At 62.5% G+C, this 19,268-nt stretch carries 13 protein-coding genes and 1 pseudogene; 6 read left to right on the plus strand and 8 right to left on the minus strand.

What is annotated here, in order from left to right; translation table 11 throughout:
- Window positions 1-35: 35 nt before the first annotated feature.
- From BI292_RS09890 to panB, 5 genes are all read left to right on the plus strand, one after another.
- Entirely contained in the window at window positions 36-1,274 is a 1,239-nt protein-coding gene (locus BI292_RS09890) for an acetyl-CoA carboxylase biotin carboxylase subunit family protein (RefSeq protein ID WP_101207767.1), read from the plus strand.
- Window positions 1,271-2,767: a hypothetical protein gene (locus BI292_RS09895; protein WP_101207768.1), complete on the plus strand. Its 1,497-nt coding sequence runs from the start codon at window positions 1,271-1,273 to the stop codon at window positions 2,765-2,767. The genes BI292_RS09890 and BI292_RS09895 overlap by 4 nt, the downstream gene beginning before the upstream one ends.
- A 4-nt stretch (window positions 2,768-2,771) precedes the next feature.
- The gene (locus tag BI292_RS09900) at window positions 2,772-4,031 is read left to right on the plus strand and encodes a methylaspartate mutase (RefSeq protein WP_101207769.1); all 1,260 of its coding nucleotides are present in this window, start codon (window positions 2,772-2,774) and stop codon (window positions 4,029-4,031) included.
- Complete coding sequence (locus BI292_RS09905) at window positions 4,012-5,265, plus strand: ATP-grasp domain-containing protein (protein WP_092275232.1); 1,254 nt, start codon at window positions 4,012-4,014, stop codon at window positions 5,263-5,265. The genes BI292_RS09900 and BI292_RS09905 overlap by 20 nt, the downstream gene beginning before the upstream one ends.
- Before the next feature lie 94 nt (window positions 5,266-5,359).
- Window positions 5,360-6,178, plus strand: coding sequence for a 3-methyl-2-oxobutanoate hydroxymethyltransferase (panB, locus tag BI292_RS09910; protein ID WP_101207770.1), 819 nt, complete (start codon window positions 5,360-5,362; stop codon window positions 6,176-6,178).
- Between the two features lie 9 nt (window positions 6,179-6,187).
- Here panB and BI292_RS09915 read toward each other — a convergent pair whose 3' ends face one another.
- On the minus strand, window positions 6,188-7,582 hold the full coding sequence (locus BI292_RS09915) for a PLP-dependent aminotransferase family protein (protein WP_101207771.1): 1,395 nt from the start codon (window positions 7,580-7,582) through the stop codon (window positions 6,188-6,190).
- Between the two features lie 297 nt (window positions 7,583-7,879).
- Window positions 7,880-8,440, minus strand: coding sequence for a YbhB/YbcL family Raf kinase inhibitor-like protein (locus BI292_RS09920; RefSeq protein WP_101207772.1), 561 nt, complete (start codon window positions 8,438-8,440; stop codon window positions 7,880-7,882).
- Between the two features lie 156 nt (window positions 8,441-8,596).
- Here BI292_RS09920 and BI292_RS09925 point away from each other — a divergent pair, with 156 nt between their 5' ends.
- Window positions 8,597-10,126, plus strand: a complete 1,530-nt coding sequence (locus BI292_RS09925; RefSeq protein ID WP_101207773.1) for an FAD-dependent oxidoreductase — start codon at window positions 8,597-8,599, stop codon at window positions 10,124-10,126.
- Window positions 10,127-10,221: 95 nt separating this feature from the next.
- Here the strand turns inward: BI292_RS09925 and pgaD are convergent.
- From pgaD to BI292_RS09955, 6 genes and pseudogenes are all read right to left on the minus strand, one after another.
- Window positions 10,222-10,739, minus strand: a pseudogene (pgaD, locus tag BI292_RS09930) (poly-beta-1,6-N-acetyl-D-glucosamine biosynthesis protein PgaD).
- Entirely contained in the window at window positions 10,736-12,091 is a 1,356-nt protein-coding gene (gene pgaC, locus BI292_RS09935; RefSeq protein WP_092275250.1) for a poly-beta-1,6-N-acetyl-D-glucosamine synthase, read from the minus strand. The pseudogene pgaD and the gene pgaC overlap by 4 nt, the downstream one beginning before the upstream one ends.
- A gap of 1 nt (window position 12,092) precedes the next feature.
- Entirely contained in the window at window positions 12,093-14,090 is a 1,998-nt protein-coding gene (pgaB, locus tag BI292_RS09940; protein WP_101207774.1) for a poly-beta-1,6-N-acetyl-D-glucosamine N-deacetylase PgaB, read from the minus strand.
- 12 nt (window positions 14,091-14,102) lie between these two features.
- Complete coding sequence (pgaA, locus tag BI292_RS09945; protein ID WP_101207775.1) at window positions 14,103-16,583, minus strand: poly-beta-1,6 N-acetyl-D-glucosamine export porin PgaA; 2,481 nt, start codon at window positions 16,581-16,583, stop codon at window positions 14,103-14,105.
- Window positions 16,584-16,832: 249 nt separating this feature from the next.
- A complete protein-coding gene (locus BI292_RS09950) occupies window positions 16,833-18,338 on the minus strand; it encodes a YdgA family protein (protein WP_092275259.1) in 1,506 nt (501 codons plus the stop codon).
- A 284-nt stretch (window positions 18,339-18,622) separates the two neighbouring features.
- The gene (locus BI292_RS09955; RefSeq protein ID WP_101207776.1) at window positions 18,623-19,258 is read right to left on the minus strand and encodes an NADH:ubiquinone oxidoreductase subunit N; all 636 of its coding nucleotides are present in this window, start codon (window positions 19,256-19,258) and stop codon (window positions 18,623-18,625) included.
- Between the last annotated feature and the right edge of the window lie 10 nt (window positions 19,259-19,268).

The raw sequence follows: 19,268 nt of genomic DNA on the forward strand, positions 1-19,268 counted from the left end.
CCACGCCTGTTCTTCTCATTCAAAGGATCACTACGATGCACATCGTTATCGTCAACCGCTGGCCGCGCTTTCGTGACGAGCGCCGCTGGGACAATGAACTGACGCGCTACGAAGATTTCTTCGACCATCAGCAGCACCAGATCAGCTACGTGGTCGATGCGCCGGGTGCCGAAGGCGTGCTTGCCCCGGCGCAGCAGATTGCCCATCAAGTGCAGGTCGGCGACGTCAATCAATACGAGCAGTTGCTCGCGGCGGTGGAAGAAGTCATCGCGCATGTCGGCCCGGTCGATCAACTGATCGCGCTGTCGGAATTCACCCTGGAAATCGCCGCCCACGTGCGCCAGACCCTGAACATTCCGGGGCACGGCCCGGACGAAGTGGCGGTGTACCGCGACAAGGCGCGCATGAAAGAAATCCTCCAGGCCAAAGGCCTGCGCGTGCCGCCCTTTGCCCGTTGCCAGTCCGTGGAGCAGGCTCTGCACTTCGCTCGCGAGATCGGTTTTCCGCTGATCGTCAAACCTGTGGACGGCGCCGCCAGCATGGGCGTCGAGAAGGTTGAGGACGAGCCGGCGCTGCGTAATCTGCTGAATGACATCGAGCTGTCGCGCTATGAAATCGAAGGTTTCATGCACGGCCAGACGTATCACATCGACGGTTTTGCCGACGTCGACGGCAGCGTGCCGTTCCAGGTGGTTTCGCGTTACATCAACAGCTGTCTGGACTTCGCCAAGGCCCAGCCGCTGGGTTCGGTGATTGTGCAGAAATCGGCGCTGCGCACGCGCATCGAAGCGTTCAGCAAACAGATCCTGCAAGCGCTGAACCTGCGCTGCACCGCGTTTCATCTGGAGATATTCGTCGAGCCGGACGACTCGCTGGTGTTCCTCGAAATCGGCGCGCGGGTCGGTGGCAGCGAAGTGCCGCACCTGATCAACAAGGTCTTCGGCGTCAACTTGTACGAGCACTGGCTGCGACGTCTGGCCGGCGAGCAAGTGCCGGTGCCGGCCGTCAGCCACGACCCGAGCGGCGGCTGGTTGGTGATTCCGAAACCGGCGCGCTTGCCGTGCCGGGTGCTGCGCGCCGATTCATTGCGCGCCGAGTTGCCCAACCTCTGGCGCGAATTGTTGCCCGAGCCAGGGCAGATTCTTGAGGCCGGCGGCAGCTATGACGCGCTGCACAGCGGCCGCTTCATTTTTGTCGGCGGCAGCGAAGTTGCCACTGAAAACGATATCCGCCACGCCACCCAGACCTTCCAATTCCAGGCCGAACCGCTATGAACTCCACCACGTCGCAGCCCTTCAACGACGAGTCGTTGCTCGGTCAGCTCAATCGCTATTTCTGCGCCGATGAACGCCGCGCAGTCGCCACGCTGGGTGAGCGGCTGACCGACGCCGCCGGTGGCCTCGACGGGCTGACCCGCTACAAATTGATGGTCGCTTACGGCGGCGGCAAAGACAGTTCCTACACCGTCGCCATGCTCCGCGCCGCGCAATTGCACTTGGCGGTGCTGCATGGCCGCACGTTCCAGTTGCGCATCGCCAACATGCGCCATGCCGGCGTGCCGGATGCGGTGATGGCCAACATTGACCGGGTCTACCGCGCGCTGCATCTGTTCGACGATCCACGGGTGGAAATGCTCGTGGTCGATCACCGGCAGATCCGCCCGTTCGAGCGGCATTTGCCGTTCCCGGACGACGTCCAAGCCATGAACCGCTTCGACGTGTTGATGAACGGCCACCGCACCGCTGGCGATGGCCGGCCGACCTTCTGCAACAGCTGCAACCTCGCGGTGGCGGATTTCTACGGCCGGGCCGCGTGGTGGCAGGGCGGCGTCAACGCGGTGGTCACGGGCGATTCGCGCAAGGAACAAAAGCACTATTTCACCTGGATCATGCGTTTGGCCCAGCGTTTGGGGCTGAACGTCGATGAATGCCGGCGTCAGGGTTTTCGCGGTTTGCTGCAAGCGCTGGATGGCGTGGCGCAGGTGTATTTCGTCGAACTGTTCGGCGAAGGTTTTGACCACCAGCGTGACGAGCGCCGTGTGGCTTGCGGTGATGACCAGGCGGATCCGGCGTTTATCAGCATCTACGATCTGGTCAGCTACAAGGTTGAGGATCATTGGGAACTGATCACCGAATTCCTCGATTTCCGCTTCGAAGAACTGGCGTTCAGCTTCACCGAATCTGACTGCGCCAACCCGATGTTGATGGCGCACTTTCGCGGCCTCAAAGCGCAATACGTGCAGGGTCGCAGCTACAACCAGGGCATTGCTGAATACCTGGAACTGGCGCAAGCGCTGATGCGCAAGAAAGAAATGCCGCAGCGCCTGATCGACTTGGCGATGGCCGCGTACGCCGATGCCGAGGGCATGCAGGCACGGCGCACGCTCGCGACGAATTTCGCCGAGCAGGCTTTCGGGCTCGATGAAGCGCAACTGGTGTGCATGCAATTCGCGCCGTTCGTTGACCGCGGTCGCGAACTCTCAAGTTTCCTCGGGCTCTGCCATCCGCAGCGTTTGCCTGAACTCGACGCCTTGCATCAGTTGCTCGGCGGTGAACGCGAGGATGCGGCGCTGAGCCAGTGGCTGACTCAAGTCAGCGGCCTGCCGTTGCCGGCGTTGCGCAGTTTGTACGCGCACCAGCGCATCGACTTCGACAGCGACGCGACGTTGATCGCACGGGTTCGCGCCGGTGATCCGCACAAGGGCCGCATCAGCCGTTATGACCCGGCGACCGGCGAAACCGTGGTCGAACTGGTTTCGGGACGCTGAAGGCATGAGTGCTTTTCAGGGCGGCCATTTTCAACAATTCATCGAGCGCGCCCGCGCCCGCGACGAGCTGGTGGTGCAACCGCGCATGGGTTTCGGCGCGCTGACGCAAATGCGCGCGGGGCTGGAGCGAGTTGCCGCCCTGCCCTGCGCGGCCATCGGCACCATCACCCTCGACAGCTACACGCGCGTCGGCGACTACCAAAGCGCGCTGCAATGCCTCAACAGTTCGAGCCCGATGAACGGCTTTCCGATCATCAGCCACCCGGTCGAAGCCGTGCGCGGCATGCTTGATGGCGTGTACGGCGCGCAGTTTCCGATTCAGATCCGCCACGGTACGGCCAAGCCGCAGAACGTCTTTCAGCGCTTGGCGGCGTTGGGTCTGGATGCCACGGAAGGCGGGCCGGTGTCGTATTGCATGCCTTACAGCCGTTTGCCGCTGGCCGAGGCGGTCAGTGCCTGGGCGCAGAGTTGCCAGGTGCTGGCCGCCGCCACCGAGCACCCGCATATCGAGAGTTTCGGCGGCTGCCTGTTGGGGCAGTTGTGCCCGCCGTCGATGCTGATCGCCATGACCTTGCTCGAAGCGCTGTTTTTCCGTCAGCACGGCGTGCGCGGGGTGTCGCTGAGTTACGCCCAAGGCACCTCGATGGCCCAGGATTTCGGCGCGCTGCAAGCGTTGCGTGAATTGGCTGGGGAGTATCTCGCCGGCGACCACTGGCATGTCGTGGTGTATTCCTACATGGGCGTATTCCCGACCACGGCGCACGGCGCTCGTCGGCTGATTTGCGACAGTGCGCGCCTGACCCGCGCCGCCGGTTGCGAGCGGCTGATCGTCAAGACCGTCGCCGAATCGCGGCAAATCCCTTCGGTTGACGACAACCTCGATGCCTTGCGCATGACCGCCGACGTCGCCGCCGGTGAGCTCACGCCGATTGATCCGGCGAGCGCCGTGTATTACGAGGAAATCGTCTTCGAAGCCCGGCGCCTGATCGAAACCGTGCTCAACCTGCACGTCGACATCGGCGTCGCGCTGATCCAGGCGTTCGCCCGTGGCTTGCTGGACATTCCCTACTGCCTGCACCCCGACAACCCTGGCCGCGCTACCACGCGCATCGACGAAAAAGGTGCGTTGCGCTGGGGCAATATCGGCGGCCTGCCGCTGCCGCGCGCCAGCGGTTGGTCGGCGAATGGCCCGGGCATCAGCTCCTCCGAACTGTTTCAGATGTTGCATTACACGGTGAACCGTTATGACCAACCCTTGCATTGATAACAGCGACGCACCGTTGATTCTGGTGGACGCCTATTCGACCGGCGCCCTGCTCGCTCACTCGCTCGCCGGGCAGCGCCGTTTGCTGCACGTGCGCTCGCGCGCGGACATGCCCGCCGCGTTCGCCGCCAGCTGCCCGAAAAACCTGTTCGCCGAGGATTACAGCGTCGCCGAAGAAGGCCTCGAACCGTTGCTGCGAAAACTCGCCGCACAGCACCCGGCGGCGGTGTTGACCGGCAGTGAGTTCGGCGTCGAACTGGCGGATTTGCTCGCCGCGCGCCTGGGTTTGCCGGGCAACGACCCCGCCACCTCCGCCGCGCGCCGCGACAAGTCGTTGATGGCCGAACGCGTCGCCGAGGCCGGCCTGCCGGTCGCCGCGCAACTGCGCACGCACTCGATGGCGCGGGCGCTGGCGTGGTTCAAGGCACGGGGCGGCGCCAGCGTGGTGGCCAAACCACTGGACAGCGCCGGCTCCGACAATGTGTTCATTTGCCACGATGCGCTCCAGTTGCAGAACGCCATCGAGTCGATCCTCGGCGCGACCAACCTGATGATGCTCAACAACGAATCGGTGCTGTTGCAGGAATACCTGACCGGCGCCGAATACGTGATCAACAGCGTCAGCCACGGCGGCCAGCACTGGATCACCGACGTCTGGAAGTGCTCCAAGACCTTCACCGCCGACGGCCGCAAAATCTACGACCGCGAAGACCTGCTGCCGGCAGAGGCGCGCGAGTTGCCCGAGCTGATTGAATACGTGCAAGGCGTGCTCGATGCGCTGGGGATCGTCCACGGCCCGGCGCACACCGAGCTGATCCTCACCGCCAACGGCCCGCGCTTGCTCGAAACCGGCGCGCGCCTGTCCGGGCTGGCCTGCCCACCGGCGCTGCACGCGGCCACCGGCAATGATCAGGTGGCGCTGACGTGCCTCAGTTATCTCGACCCGGCGCGCCTGGCCGACTGGCCCAAGCGCTACCGATTGCTGCAACACGCGCGCGGTCTGAACCTGATTGCGCACCAGCCTGGCTTGTTTGCCCAGGGCCACGTGCGCCGTCGCCTCGAAGCGTTGCCGAGTTTTCATAACGTGCGTTTTCGCTGCGCGGAAGGGGCAAGGATTGCGCCCACCATCGACCTCAACAGCTCACCGGGCGCGGTGTTTCTGCTGCACCCGCAGAGCGCCCGCATCGACGCCGACTATCACGCCTGGCGTGACTGGGAAAAGGATTGGTTGTAATCGTTGGTTGCAATCGTCGGTGGAAACCACTGGCGGAAACCTCGGTTGCAACTGCACACAGCCCCGCCAACGGGGCGTAACAAGGAAGAGCGCCATGAGCCTGCATACCCGAACCAAACGACTGACCGTTCCTCAATTGGTCGCTATGAAGGGGCAACAGAAAATCGTTTCCCTGACCGCGTATACCAGCTCTATCGCGAAACTGATGGACCCCTTTGTCGACTTCATACTGGTCGGCGATTCAACCGCGATGGTCGGCTACGGCCGGTCGTCGACACTCGACATGAGCCTGGACGAAATCATCGCGCATACCCGCGCCGTAGTCAGCAGCACGCGCCAGGCCTGCGTGATTGCCGACATGCCGTTCGGCAGTTATCAGGAGTCGCCGCAGCAGGCCTACCGCAACTGCGCGCAAATGCTGGCGCGCACCGGTTGCGATGCGATCAAACTTGAGGGCGGCGCGGTCCTCGCCGAGACCGTCGAGTTTCTGGTCCAGCGCGGCATCCCGGTGATGGCGCATATCGGCCTGATGCCGCAATACGTCAACGCCATGGGCGGTTTCAAGGCCCAAGGCATGAACGATGCCACGGCCCGGGCCATCGAGGCCGACGCCCGCGCGCACCTGCAGGCCGGCGCCTTCAGCTTGCTGCTGGAAGGCGTGGCCGAAGGGGTGGCGCGCAAAGTGACGGAATTTTCGCCGATGCCCACCATTGGCATCGGCGCTTCGCTGGCGTGCGACGGCCAAGTGCTGGTGACCGAAGACATGCTCGGGCTCGGCGGTGATCACGTGCCGCGCTTCGTCAAGCAATACGCCGATGTCGGCGCGCTGATCAGCCAGGCGTGCGAAGAGTTCGCGGCCCAGGTGCGCGACGGCACGTTCCCCGAGCCCAAGCACTGTTATGGCGTCAACTGAGCGCCTGGCTCAACTTTCATCCTGAATAGCCTGGGTGAGCATCTTCAGGGCGTGGACGATGTCCTTGCTCCAGTCGATGGTGTAGCTCAGGCGCAAATGATGCTGCCACGCGCCTTGCTGACTGAAGATCTCGCCGGGCGCGATGACGATGCGTTTGGCCAACAGGCGCTCGAAGACCCGGCGCATGTTCACCGGGCGCGTGGACTCGATCCAGAACGCCGCGCCGCCCTGTGGCGCCACCACGCGCAATTGGCCTTCGGTGTGCTCGTGCAACAGCGCTTTCATTCGCTGCATGCGGTCGATCAACATGCTGCGCAGCATCTGCGTGTGCTGGTCGATACGCCGCGTGGTGAATAGCTTGGCAATCGCCTTTTGCCGAATCGGCGACAGACGAAAAGCGCGGTCGAGGAACAAGCGGTGCAGCTCCGGCCCTTGAAAACGGCTCAGCACATAGCCGTAAGGCGCTTCCGAACCGATGATCTTGTCGAACGTGGAAAACACCAGCAAACGCTCCGGGTCGGCGAAGTCGCGATAGCGCGTGGCGCTGGGCTCGAAGCTGAATTCGCCATAACTGTCATTCTCGAACAGCCAGACGCGCCGTTCCGCCAACCAGCGGCAAAGGGTCTGTTTGTCCTCCGCCGGCATCAGGCTGCCGTGCGGAATATTGACCGTCGACGACAACACCGCGAGGCTGATCGGCTCACGCTGCAATAACGCCTGGACGTGCGCCAGATCGAAGCGACCGTCGTCGCCCAACGGCACTTCGATCACGCGGATTTTCGCCGCGTGCAGTTGCCGCAAAATCGCCCACGAACACGGCGATTCCACCAGTGCCACGGTGCCGACCAGGTTCAGCGCTTCGAGGGACAATTCCAGCACGCTACGCAGGTCCGAGCCGATGTACACGTGCTCGGCGCGCCAATAACAGCGGGTCGAGCGCGTGTAACGATCAGCCAGAACGCTGCGCAATTCAGTCTCGCCAAAAGGCTGGTAAAGCGGCGCATGCGAGCGCGGGTATTGGCGCGCCAATTCGCGTTCGGTCATCAGCAGCGGGTTTTCCAGCGACAGCAACATCGCTGGCGCATCGCTGCTGAGGGCGAGCATGCCCGGCTGCCGGGCATTGGCGAACACATTGTCGAGCAGGTTCGGCGAACCCTCGTTGAGCAGCGCGGCGGGCATTGCCTTGGTGTAATAACCGAGTTTGGGCCGGGCGTAGATTCGGCCCTGATCTTCGAGCAGTGAATAGGCGTATTTGGTGGTCGACACGGACACGTTCAAGCGCTGCGCCAACTGACGCAGCGACGGCAGTTTTTGCTCGCCCTCGGGGTTTGCGGCTTCGATCAGTTCGACGAGGTAGCGGTAGACGGCCTGGTAGGCAAAGGTCGAATCTTTAGTTGGGTTCATGCTCAATCGCTTCAATCCTGGTGCGTTGGGTACTGCGTTTGCCCAGCGAGGTGATGCCTCTTGGTAAACGCCTGCACTCGGCCATCCCTGCCGACACTCGGGCTCGAACTGATGCCGGTCGGTCAAAAAGCGTAATTAGCGGTGAACATGGTGGGTCGTCAAGCAAGGACGGCGCTGCCTCGGCACTCGTCGTGCCGTCGGCCGATCAGAAAGTGGCACGATAGTGCTCGATTTCAGGGAATGACGCCAATCGCAACCGCGCGTTTCGGACGAAACGCGCGGGCTCAACACCTGCGATCAGCGGTGGTAACGGCGCACCACGCTGCTGTTTTTCAGTACATGACCTTTGATTTTTTCCAGTAACTGCGCGCGGGTCAAACCGGCGGGCAACGCCTCTGGGGCGAGGTCCAGCGCGTACAACTGAATGATGTAATGGTGCGCGCTGTCGCCGACCGGTGGGCAAGGGCCGACGTAGTGGGTCGAGCCTTTGCTGTTGGTGCCGCCGACGCCTTCGAGCGCGGATTTGGCGCCAACCCCGGCCGGGATCTGATGCGTGGTCGGCTTGATGCCGTAATGCACCCAATGGTCGACGCCCTGACCTTTGCCGCCGTCCGGGTCGTGCATGACGATCGCGTAACTCAGCGTGCCGGCCGGGCCGGCGTTCCAGTTCAGCGCGGGCGACTGGTTATGTCCGCCGCAACCGGAAGCGTCGCTGGCGGCAGCCGAGGTGAACAAACGGTCGTCGGTGACGCCGGGGATATTCAGGGTGAAACGTTCCTGGGCCTGCACCGGCATTTGCACGCAGAGGGCGACTGCAACGGCCGCCAGCCAAGGGTTCAGAGAGGTCAATCGGGTCATACCGGAGCACCTTGTGCGGGTTGGGCCGTCGTCGGCTCGCGAACTATAGCCGGACCGTTCGCGCGGTGGCAGTGGCAATTGGGCTGAACCTCGGGATACGCCGCAAACTCCATAAAGAAACACCTGTTGGAAGAAGCACCAGCCTGGAGAGCGTTCATGACCCTGCACCGCGTCGCCCGTTTCGCTGATGTGCCGGATAACCGCGGCTTGGAAGTGCGCATTGGCGAGACCAAAATTGTCCTGCTGCAGGTCGGCGAGCAATTGCGCGCCTTCCAGGGTGAATGCCCGCACGCCGGGGCGCCGCTGGCCGAAGGCGCGCTGTGTAACGGCCGGCTGATTTGTCCGTGGCACAAAGCGGCTTTTCGTATCGAGGACGGCGCGTTGTGCGAACCGCCGGCGCTGGACAGCCTCAAGCGTTATCCACTGGAAATTCGCGACGACGAGGTCTGGGTCGACGATCAGCCGCTGATCGACGCGCACACGCCGCCGGCCGACGATGAGCGAGTGTTCGTGATCATTGGCGCGGGCGCCGCAGGCACTGCAGCGGCGTGTGCCTTGCGCGAGAAAGGCTTCGGCGGGCGGATTCAGCTGATCGACCGCGAGCCCGACGCCGGTTACGACCGCACGGTGTTGAGCAAGTTTGTGCTTGCCGGGGAAATGCCGCCCGACCAGGTCCCGCCGCTGCGCGAAGAGGATTTCTATCGCGAGCAACGCATTGAACGTGTTCGCGGCGAAGTCACCAGCCTCGACGCGCCGAACAAAACCGTGCATTTGGTGGATGGGCAAACCCTGAATTACGACGCCGCGCTGCTCGCCACTGGCGGCATTCCGAAACCGCTGAAATTGCCCGGCGCCGACCTGCCACAGGTGTTCTTGCTGCGCTCGAAAGATCAGGCGCAGCGGATTGTCCAATCAGCCAAACCCGGGCAGCGCGCGGTGGTGATTGGCGACAGTTTTATCGCCATGGAATCGGCGGGCGCCCTGCGCCAATACGGGCTGGAAGTGACGGTGCTGGCGCGTCACGCGATCCCGTTCGCCAAGCAATTCGGCGACACCGTCGGCAAGGCAATTCGCGCCCGCCACGTGGCCAACGGCGTGGTGTTCCACACCGACGGCGAGGCGGCCTCGATTGCCGGAACGGACAAGGTTGAAGCGGTGCTGCTCGATAATGGACAGCGTCTGCCGGCGGATCTGGTGCTGGTCGGAATCGGCGTCAGCCCGGCGACGCAGGTGTTTGCCGACTTGCCGAAAGAGCAGGACCAATCGCTGAAAGTCGACGGTGGCATGCGCGTCAGCGAGGATTTGTGGGCGGTCGGCGACATCGCGACGTTCCCGCTCAACGGCCAGCCGCAGCGCATCGAGCATTGGCGATTGGCCCAGCAACAGGCGCGGATCGCTGCGGCGAACATGCTCGGCGGCGATGAGCATTATCTGGATGTGCCGTTTTTCTGGACCTGGCATTTCGGCAAGAATTACCACTACCTCGGGCACGCCGAAAGCTGGGACGAAGTCGAGTTCAAGGGTGATCCCTGCCATCCGCCGTTTATCGGGCTGTTTGGCAAGCACGGCGTGGTGGCGGCGGCAGTGGCGTGCGATGAGGATCGCGCGATGGCGATGCTGGCGGAGCGGATGAAACAGCCGCTGCCGATGGACGAGGCCTGGATATTAGTTCGCGATATCGGCTGAAGCCGATCATCTGGCGAACTCGATTCTGACCTTGTAGGAGCGAGGCTTGCCCGCGAAGGCGATCTCAAGGACGCCTTCGCGGGCAAGCCTCGCTCCTACAAGGGGTCATTTGAAAGATGACTCAGCGGCGCCCGCTCACGTCATCTTCGGCCGGCAAGCGAATCACCAATGGTCGCTGCAGCGGCGCATTCAGCGGCAAATAATGCGGGACCACATGGCTGACGTCGCCGTCCTGATTGTTGTGAATCGTCATCGAACCCGGTGCGCGCAATTGCGCCAGACCATCGCCGGTGATCTTGAAGCTCTTGCTCAAACCGTGGTCATCGACCACCGGCGCGGCGAGTCGGCGCTGGGCGTAACTTCGGCTTTTGCGATGCTGATAACGCGCCCAGGTCACCAGGATCAGCGCGTTGACCACCGCCACCCACAAATAAATCTGCAAGGTGCCCAGCGCGTCAAACGCCGACGGCTCGATCAAGGCGCCGCCGCGAGTATCAATCAACGGCCACAATCCGCGGATCAGCATATACAGCAGGCCGACCCACGCCAGCACGGTGAACAATGCGTCGATAACCAGCAGGATCGGGCGCTGTCGGGTTCTGATGATTTTCATTTGATGACCTCTTCTTCCTCATCAACCAGCGGTTTGATGCCCCGGTCCGGACTGACCCAGCGCGCACGTTTTTGATGCTGACCAAACAGCACCTTGGGGAAACTCACCAGCGTCGTCAGCAGGCTGACGAACCAGAACACCAGCGGATACCAGATGACCCAGAACATCGTCTTGCCCAGGCCTTTCTCATAACGCCGGTCGATCAGGATGCTCACCGCAAATTGCATCAGGCACACCAGCGCCAGCAGCAACCCGGTGAAGGCTGGCGGCAACAGGTTATGCACGGCGATGGCTTCCGGCATTTCAACGTATTTGCCGACCACCCAGAACACCACCGACAGCAGAAACGTGAAGGCCCAACCGGTGGACAGGCAGTATTCGAACAGCAGCGGCCACAGGTAACGGTGGCGGTATTGCCAGATGCCCCGGATGTTCTTGAACAGCACTTCGGCGCCGCCCTGAGCCCAGCGCAGACGCTGCTTCCACAGGCCGCCGAGGGTTTCCGGCATCAGAATCCAGCACAACGCGCGCGGCTCGTAAAAGATGCTCCAGTGGTCCAGTTGCAGCTTCCAGCTGATGTCGATGTCTTCGGTGATCATGTCGGTGCTCCAGTAACCGACACGGTGCAGCGCCGAACGGCGGAACGCGACGATCACCCCGGACACGGTAAAGATCCGCCCGAACACCCGTTGCGTGCGCTTGATCAAACCGATGATCGAGGAGAATTCACCGACCTGCACCCGCCCGATCAAGGTTGAACGCGTACGAATGCGCGGGTTGCCGGTCACGGCGCCGAGACGCGCGTTGTCGAGCATTGGCGCGACCAGATACGCCGCGGTGTTCGGCGCCAGCAGCGCGTCACCGTCGATGCACACCAAGTATTCGCTGCGCGCGGCGATGGCACCCATGCGCAGGGCCACGGCTTTGCCCTGGTTTTCCGCAAGGTGCAGCACGCGCAAACGCGGGTCTTGTTCGGCCAAGGCGTCGAGCACGGCGGCGGTGTTGTCCTTGGAACCGTCGTTGATCGCGATCACTTCGATGTTCGGGTAATGCTGGGCCAGCGCCGCGTGGATGGTGTCGGCGGCGTTGTCACCTTCGTTGTAGCAAGGGATCAGGATCGAGATCAGCGGCTCGCCGGCCAATGGCGGCGGCAGCGTGTCGTCCTTCCATGGCCAGTGACGCTCCCAGTGCAGCCAGAAATACAGGCCACCGGCGATCCACAGCGCCGACATGAACAGTGGATAAAAGAACACGAAGTCCATCAGGAATTGGCCGGTGACCAGGAAGATCAGCCCCAGGGGTATCCCGAGGACGATCGCCAGTACCAGCAGGGCCAGCAGTCTGTCCAGCATGTTATGGATTCCACTTGTTGGAGAGCGCGGGCCGCACGGCTTTCAGGTCCGGCTGGTTCTCGAGGAAATTGTCCGGGTAGTAACCAAAACTGACGGCGCCCTGACGCTTGAGGCGGCCCATCCAGTCGGCGAGTTGCGCGCCTTTGATGTCGGAATCGGTTTGTTTGGTCCAGTCTTTGGCCTGCAACTCGAACACCGTGCGATCGAGCGCTCCGGGACGTGCCTTGACCGTCGCCACCAGCGCTTCGAGCCAAGGCCCGGATTGCGCGTAGGTCTGTTTTTCCATCAGCGGCATGGCCATCGGCGCCGTCCAGTCGTAGGTGCCGAGGAAGTCGTCGAGGTTCTGCGCGAACCACGCTTCGCTCTCGGGATTGAGCATCGGTTCGGCAAAGATATTGCGCGCGGTTTGCACCTGCGGGCCGCGAATGGCACGGACCTTGGCCGTCAGTTCGTTAGTGAAATCGATCAGGTAACGGCTCTTGAAACGCGTCCAGCGTTGCAGCGTCGCAGGGTCATCGCGCAGCGCGGCAATCGAGCCCGGCAAGCCGTTGGCGGCGTAGACCTTGAACGCGTCGGGGCCGGCGTCTTCGAAGTCCGACATCACCGCATCGTCGTGGTAAAGAATGCCGTCGACCGAAGTCAGGCGGGCCACGTCTTCGTAGATTTCACCGATGATCCGGCGCACGTTCGGGTCGTACGGCGACAGGCGTTTGTACTGGTCCGGGTCGACCGAAGTGGCGCCGGTTTTCGGGTCCCAGCGGGTCACGCGCGGCAGCTTCGCATCGAGGCCGAAACTCAGCACCGGCATCCACGCATAGACTTTGACGTGAGCGCGAGTGCGCAACTGCCAGGCGACCCGATCAAAGATGTCGGCGCGCACCGGCAAGTGGCGGTTGGGGAAGTACAACGCGTGCACCAGGCCGTCGCCCTTCGGGTCGGCGAAGGCTTGCAGGAACACAGTGTTGGCGCCCATGTCGGACATGCGCTGGATCAGTTTGCCGAGGTTGACTTCCTGTTGCGCCGGGTCCGGGTCGTAGACGTTATCCAGGTCGACGTGCACCACGCGCATCGGCGACGTCGATTGCACGCCGACGACGCTGTTGGCGAAGCGTTCGCTGTCCGGGTCTGAGGCCACCAGAAAACGTGGGCCGCTCATCAGGTTGTCGAGGGAATCGAGGCCGTCGTCGAGCGTCAGGGCCATTTGGTAGCCCTGCTCGTTGACCACTTGCAGCGTGCTGCCGTCCGCCGCGCCATACGGCCAGACCCAGACACGCGGTTTGTAGCCGGTGACTTTGCGGATTTTCTCGGTGATGGCGGCGACGTCGGCACGCATCCGCGCCTGGAACTCGGCTTCGCTTTCGTAGCGACCTTTCGCCGGATCATAGCCACGGGTCGCAGCGGCCGGTTGCAAGTTGCCTTGCGGGTTGGCCAACACGCCTTTGTGGCTGGCGTCGGTGTGCGCGGCGATTTCCACCAGACCGGATTGGGAGATCTCGCGGACCTGATCCCAGGTGAGGAAGTCCGAGCGCTGGCGCGGAGTGCCGGCGAAATCCACCGGTTGGTTCAGCGGCGTGTCGATCCAGGACCCGACCGGCGCCAGCAACGCGTGCCAGTTGTAGGCGCGCAGCACCGGCAGGACGCGGGTGTAGAAGCTCGCATAACCGTCGTCGAAACTCAGCAGGATGGCTTTCGGCGGCAGTTCCGGGCCACCGTTGCGCGCGGCCATGATCTGGTCGACGGTGACCGGTTTGTAGTTGTTTTCGCGCAGCCACGCCAGTTGCTCGATCATGCGCTCGGTGCGCACCGCGACCACCGCTTGATCGGGGTCACGGTCTTCGACGTCGTGGTAGGCGATGCCGAGCACGTGGTTTTTCGGCCACGGCTTTTCGTTGACCGGCACCGGGCGCTCGGAGGGCGGCGTGAACGCCGGGGCTTGCTGGGCGCAGGCGCTGATCAGCAACGCTCCCAGCAAAAGGATGAAACGCGAGATAAAAGGCATTTTCAAACTCTTCTAGAAGCGGAAAGTGAAGTCGACGAGCAGGCGCAGATCGGTTTCGCGATCGCCGTCATAAGGCCGGTTGATGACCGTCACCAGACCGCCCACCTCGAATACGTCATTCCAGCTGTAGCGCTGGCCGTAGCCCAGCAGGCCGAGGCCGGCGGTGCCGTGATCGCGTTGGCTGTAAGTGCCCGCACCGGCCTGGAACTGCTGGCTCCAGGAGGTTTCGTAACGGCGATACAGCACGTGGTTGACGTTGACCGTCGGCAGCACGCTGAAGTCTGATTTCGGGTTGAAGTACGGCACGTCTTCGGACGCCGAGTTGTGGCTGGTGCCGACTTCGAGGCCGACGTCGACTTGCATCTTCGGCGTGGTGTAGACGCCTTCGCGTCCGGTCAGCAAAGCTTCAACGCGGTTGTTGCCATCGCTGAAATGCGAAGGGCTGACGGCCAGTCGCCATTCGCGGCTTTCATTGGCGCGCCAGCGCAGGAACGCGCTGCCACCGTTGGCGCTGATGTCGCTGTTGAGCGCGCGCAACGGTGTGTCGGCCGAGAGGTACGCGAGGCTGCCGCCGTACTGCCAGTGATCGTTGATGTCGCGGGCAATCGCCAGACGCGCGCCTTGTTTGTTGCCGTAGCCGTAATTGTGATTGGACACTTCCGCTTCGAGGGTCATGTCGCGGGTACGGCGCTCGACGCCGAGGCGTTGCGTGCGGTCGCGCCCGGTGCCTTCCTGGAAATCGCCAGTGGCGTAACCGGCACCGGCGAACACGCGCCAGTCTTCGTCGATCGGCGGGCTGTACAGCACGCTTTCGATCCCGAAATCCTTGCTCCCGGTGACCGCGCCGGCGTTGCTGTCGCTGCCGCCATAACTTTTGCCGCCGTAGCTCTGCACGCGCAGTTCGGCCATGTCATGCACTTCACGCTGACGCTGCAAACGCTGGACCTGACGGTTGTCCGGGTAACGCGCGGCAACGTCGTCGGTGAGCACGTCCATCTGCCGCCATTCCTGCAATTCCATTGCGGTGTGCGCCTGCGCCACTTCGAGGCCAACGTCGCGCGGCACCATGCTCTCGGTTTCCTTGAGCTGCAGTTCGGCGCGGCGCGGCAACCCGCGCGCCAGCGACAAGTCAGCCTGCGCCAGACGCAAACCGGTATTGCCCGGCGCCTGATCGACCAAGGTCTGCAAGCGCTGTTCACCGGTCGGCAGATCAGCGCCGTAGGTCCCGGCTTGCGCGGCGAGTTGCTGCGCGTCCATCCATTCATCGTTGGGGTTACCGGCCGGCAAACCCTTGAGTTCGACGCGCGGCTTCTGCGATTTCGCCAGGTTCTCGGCGACGCTGCGTGCCTCGTCAGCGTTGTCGCTTTCGAGCAACGCGTAATACAGCGCGGTGCTATCTTCGAGGCGATTGCCGACGTCGGCATCCGGCGCTACCAGCACTTGGCGATAGAGGTCGGTGGCGATTTCCGGCTGACGCTGGTCGAGGTAGGACGAAGCCACCCAGCGTAAGGCGTAGGTCGGAATCTTCACGCCTTCGGCCTGCAGTTTTTGATATTCGCTGATGACTTCAGCGCTGCGCGCGCGGGCCTTGAGCGCGCCCATGCGGTCGATGCGCCAGCGCGTGACGTCCTCGCGGGCGCTTGGGTCCGGGCTCCACGTGGCGAGCAATTTGTCGTAATCGGCGAGCGCACGATCAGCGATCACGTAACGGTCTTTTTCGTTGCGCGTCGCCAGTTCGGCCAGACGCACGCGCTCGGCGGCCAGATCACCTTCGAGGCGACGCGTCTGCACCGGATCGATCAGCCCCGGCCGTTGCTTGGCCAGACGCAGCGCCGGTTCCGGCAGGCGCGCACGTTGCAGCGCGGTGAGGTATTCACGGGCGACTTCAGGTTTGCTGCCGGCGCGGATGAACGCCTGATCGTACTCGAACAGCGCGTCGTAATTATTGCCGGCGCGGGTCAAGGCATACGCCAGCGCCATGCGCCGGGTGGCGTCGTCCGGTTTCGCCGCCACCAGGGCTTTGGCGCGGGTCACCGAAGCATCGGGTTTGCCGGCGTCAGCCTGGGTCAGGGCCAAGCCAAGTTGCAGGTCGGTGTTCTGCGGTTCCAGCGCCAACGCCTTGTTGTAGACGTCGGTCGCGGCGTCCCAGCGCTTGAGGTTGCGATACGCGCGCGCGGTCGCGGTCAACGCCTGAACCGGCAGCGCGAGGTTGCGCCCCTGGGTTTCATAGACCTGCACCACTTCGGCGTCGAGGCTGGCCCAACTGGCGATCTGCAAGTGATCGCTGACCTGGCCGGTGGTGGCCTGGTTCGGCGGCACCTGACGCAGCAGCGTCAGCGCGGGCGCGTAATTGCCCGCGCGCGCATCGCGCACCGACTGATCGTAAGGCGTGTCGGCGAACGCCAGCGCAGGCCAGAGCAATTGGCTGCACAGCGCAACGCGAAACAACGGGCGTAAGCCACGATGAATAAAGGGACCTGCAAAACGCGGCATTCGTCAGCATCCTTACATGGCCAGCCGGGTCGCAATGCCCCTTTGCCCATTCGTGATGGAAAGCTGGGTCGGGAGGACCCAGCCAGCGTATCGGGGCGCAGTCTTGCATGCGAAAGCGGTCAGCTATTGAGAACACAATATTTGTTCAGATTCGTGACATTCGGCTCCTCGTGATCAGCGGATTCTCAAACCCCGGACAGCAAAACGCCCGGCACTTCAGGCCGGGCGTTTGCGTTGAAACCCTTGGGTTTACTGGATTTGCCCAGCGCCGCCGAGTTTGCTCATGACGAAGCTGACGAACTGCTCAACGGTCATTTTCTGGCCGTTGAAATCTACCTGATTGTTCGCGTAATGCAGTTTGGTCACCACGTTGGTGCCGTCAATCGTCGCCAGTTGCGTGCCCACCGCCATGCTGCTGAACATGTCGCTGGTGGCGGTTGCCTGATCGACGATCAGCTTGGCGTCGGTCTGGCCATCCGCTTGGGCCTGCAGGCTCAGCAGGTCAACCAGCATTGGCTTGGACACCTGCACGTTGAGGTCAAGCAGCGCGAGCAACTGGCGCACCAGTTGATCTGGCGGCAGGTCCATCGAGGCTGGTTTGGTCAGGTCGACCACCAGGTTGGCGCGGCTCTCGCCGTTTTCGCTTTTGAACGACAGATTTTCCAGCGCGAACTGCGGGCCACCGGCCAGGAGTTTTTCCAGGCCAGCCTTGACCTGGGCTTCTTCGGCCGGAGTCAGGTTCAGCTCTGGCGCCGGCAGACCGGCGGCAGCGGCTTCAGCGGCAGCCTTTTCGTATGGCTGCAATTTGTCCTGGTAGATTTCCATCAACGACATGGTCGCCGGGATATCAAGGTTCTTCAGGCTCATGGCCATTTGCGCGGAACCGACGGTTTTACCGTTGAACGTGATTTCGCCAACCTTGTAATCGGCACGCCCGGAAGCGCTGGTGCCGGATTCTTCAGTCTGGTTTTTCATCTCGAACTTGTTCACGCCGACCACCGATTGCTTGGCGCCGAACGTGGTTTTGCTGCTGGTCAGCTCGATGGTGTTTTCGCCGGTGTAATAACCGTAGGTGCTCTTGGCCAGATTGCTTGCCAGGGTCAAGCCGTTCAGCTCGACCAGCACCGGTGCCTGATCTTCCGACACGGTGGTCAGCTTCAGGCTGTCCATGTAGCCGTTGGCCTTGACCTTCTTGGCCTCGGCGCTGGCATCGACGTCCATGTTCAGGCCGGAGAACTTCAGGCTCGACTTGTCATCCAGGGCCACTTCCAGCGGCAGCAATTCGAAATTGCCGTTGGTGGACTTGTCGTAACCGATATTGACCACACCTTTGACCGGCGACTGGCCGTTGGCGGCCGCGAACCATTTTTCGGTGGTCGGGGTTTTTTCCAGTTCGAAGTGGTTGGTCGCCATCACCGGCAGCCATTTCAGCGAAACCAGGCGCGAGAACGGCAGCGGGCCGTGTTCGACGCGATCGACGAAGAGCAATTCGACCGGCGCCGGGCCGAACATTTCGCCTTCACCCTTGAGGCGGTAATGCGCGGTGCTGCTGAATACGCCACGTTCCACGGACACCAGTTCCAGCGACGCGTTGCCGTTGGAGCCTACCAGCGCGGTTTGCAGCTCCTTGTTGGCGTCCGCCACGGAGGACGTCAGAACGCCTTCCAGTTTAGTGCCGGTGTACCACGCCCCGCCGGCGCTGATGGCACCGATGGCGACGACAATTCCAAGAAGCACGCCTGCTGATTTATTCATGAATTACCCGATCAATGTCCGTTGTTGAAATGTGGTCGTCTTCCCTGAACCCATGTCGGGTTGTGGTCGCGACTGTGCTGAAAGTGCGGTGGAGATTAGCATTTGCGCGGCGCGAAGGCCCAATGTTTAAAGGTGAAAGAGTGTCTATGGACCCTGTATCGGGGTTGAGAGTTTCGGCGCTCATGAAAACGCCTTCGCGGGCAAGCCTCGCTCCTACAAGGAGAATGCGATCCCCCGTAGGAGCGAGGCTTGCCCGCGAAGGCGTCAGACCTGCGAACACAGATTCAGGAATACTGCACTTCAATCTCATCCAGCTGATGATCAAAGCTCTTCAGCCGTGCCGTCCACGTGTAGACCAGCACTTCGAAATCGCGATTGATCACCGCCCCGCCCATGATTTCCGCGCGCGGGTCGCAGAAGTCCAGTTGATAGCGCTCGCGGGCCATCGCGTTGGCGACATCGCAGAGCTCGCGGGCATTGTTGAGCCAGTGCCAGCCTTCTTCGGTGACTTGCTTGTCGAGCGCCAGGCATTGGGTTTTCAAGGCTTCGAGGCTTTTTTCCAGCGGCGTGCCGGTGAGTTCGCCCATGACTTCCTGGAACGTGCGCCCCGGCTGCCAGTAACTGCCCCAGAAATAGCGGTCGAACACCGTTTCGACCCGGCGCAGCGCAACCTTGGTGTCCCAGATCAGCACGCGGGTCTTGCCTTGTTCGAGGTGTCGTTTCTTGATGCGTGCGCCCTGCACCGAGGACCAGGCAACCACGACGATGGACATCACCGCAATCAGCGCCGCTGCGCTGTCGAGGAACACCAGCGCCTTGTCGATCTGATGGGCGAGCATGATGCCGTAGAAATAGGTGGCCGAGAGCAGCACCAACGCCGCAATAGCGCACCAGAAGCCGGGAGCATAAGGGTTTTTCATTATTAGAGTC

The sequence above is a fragment of the Pseudomonas sp. 43NM1 genome (assembly GCF_002836905.1).
In the GTDB taxonomy this organism is placed as follows: Bacteria; Pseudomonadota; Gammaproteobacteria; order Pseudomonadales; family Pseudomonadaceae; genus Aquipseudomonas; species Aquipseudomonas prosekii.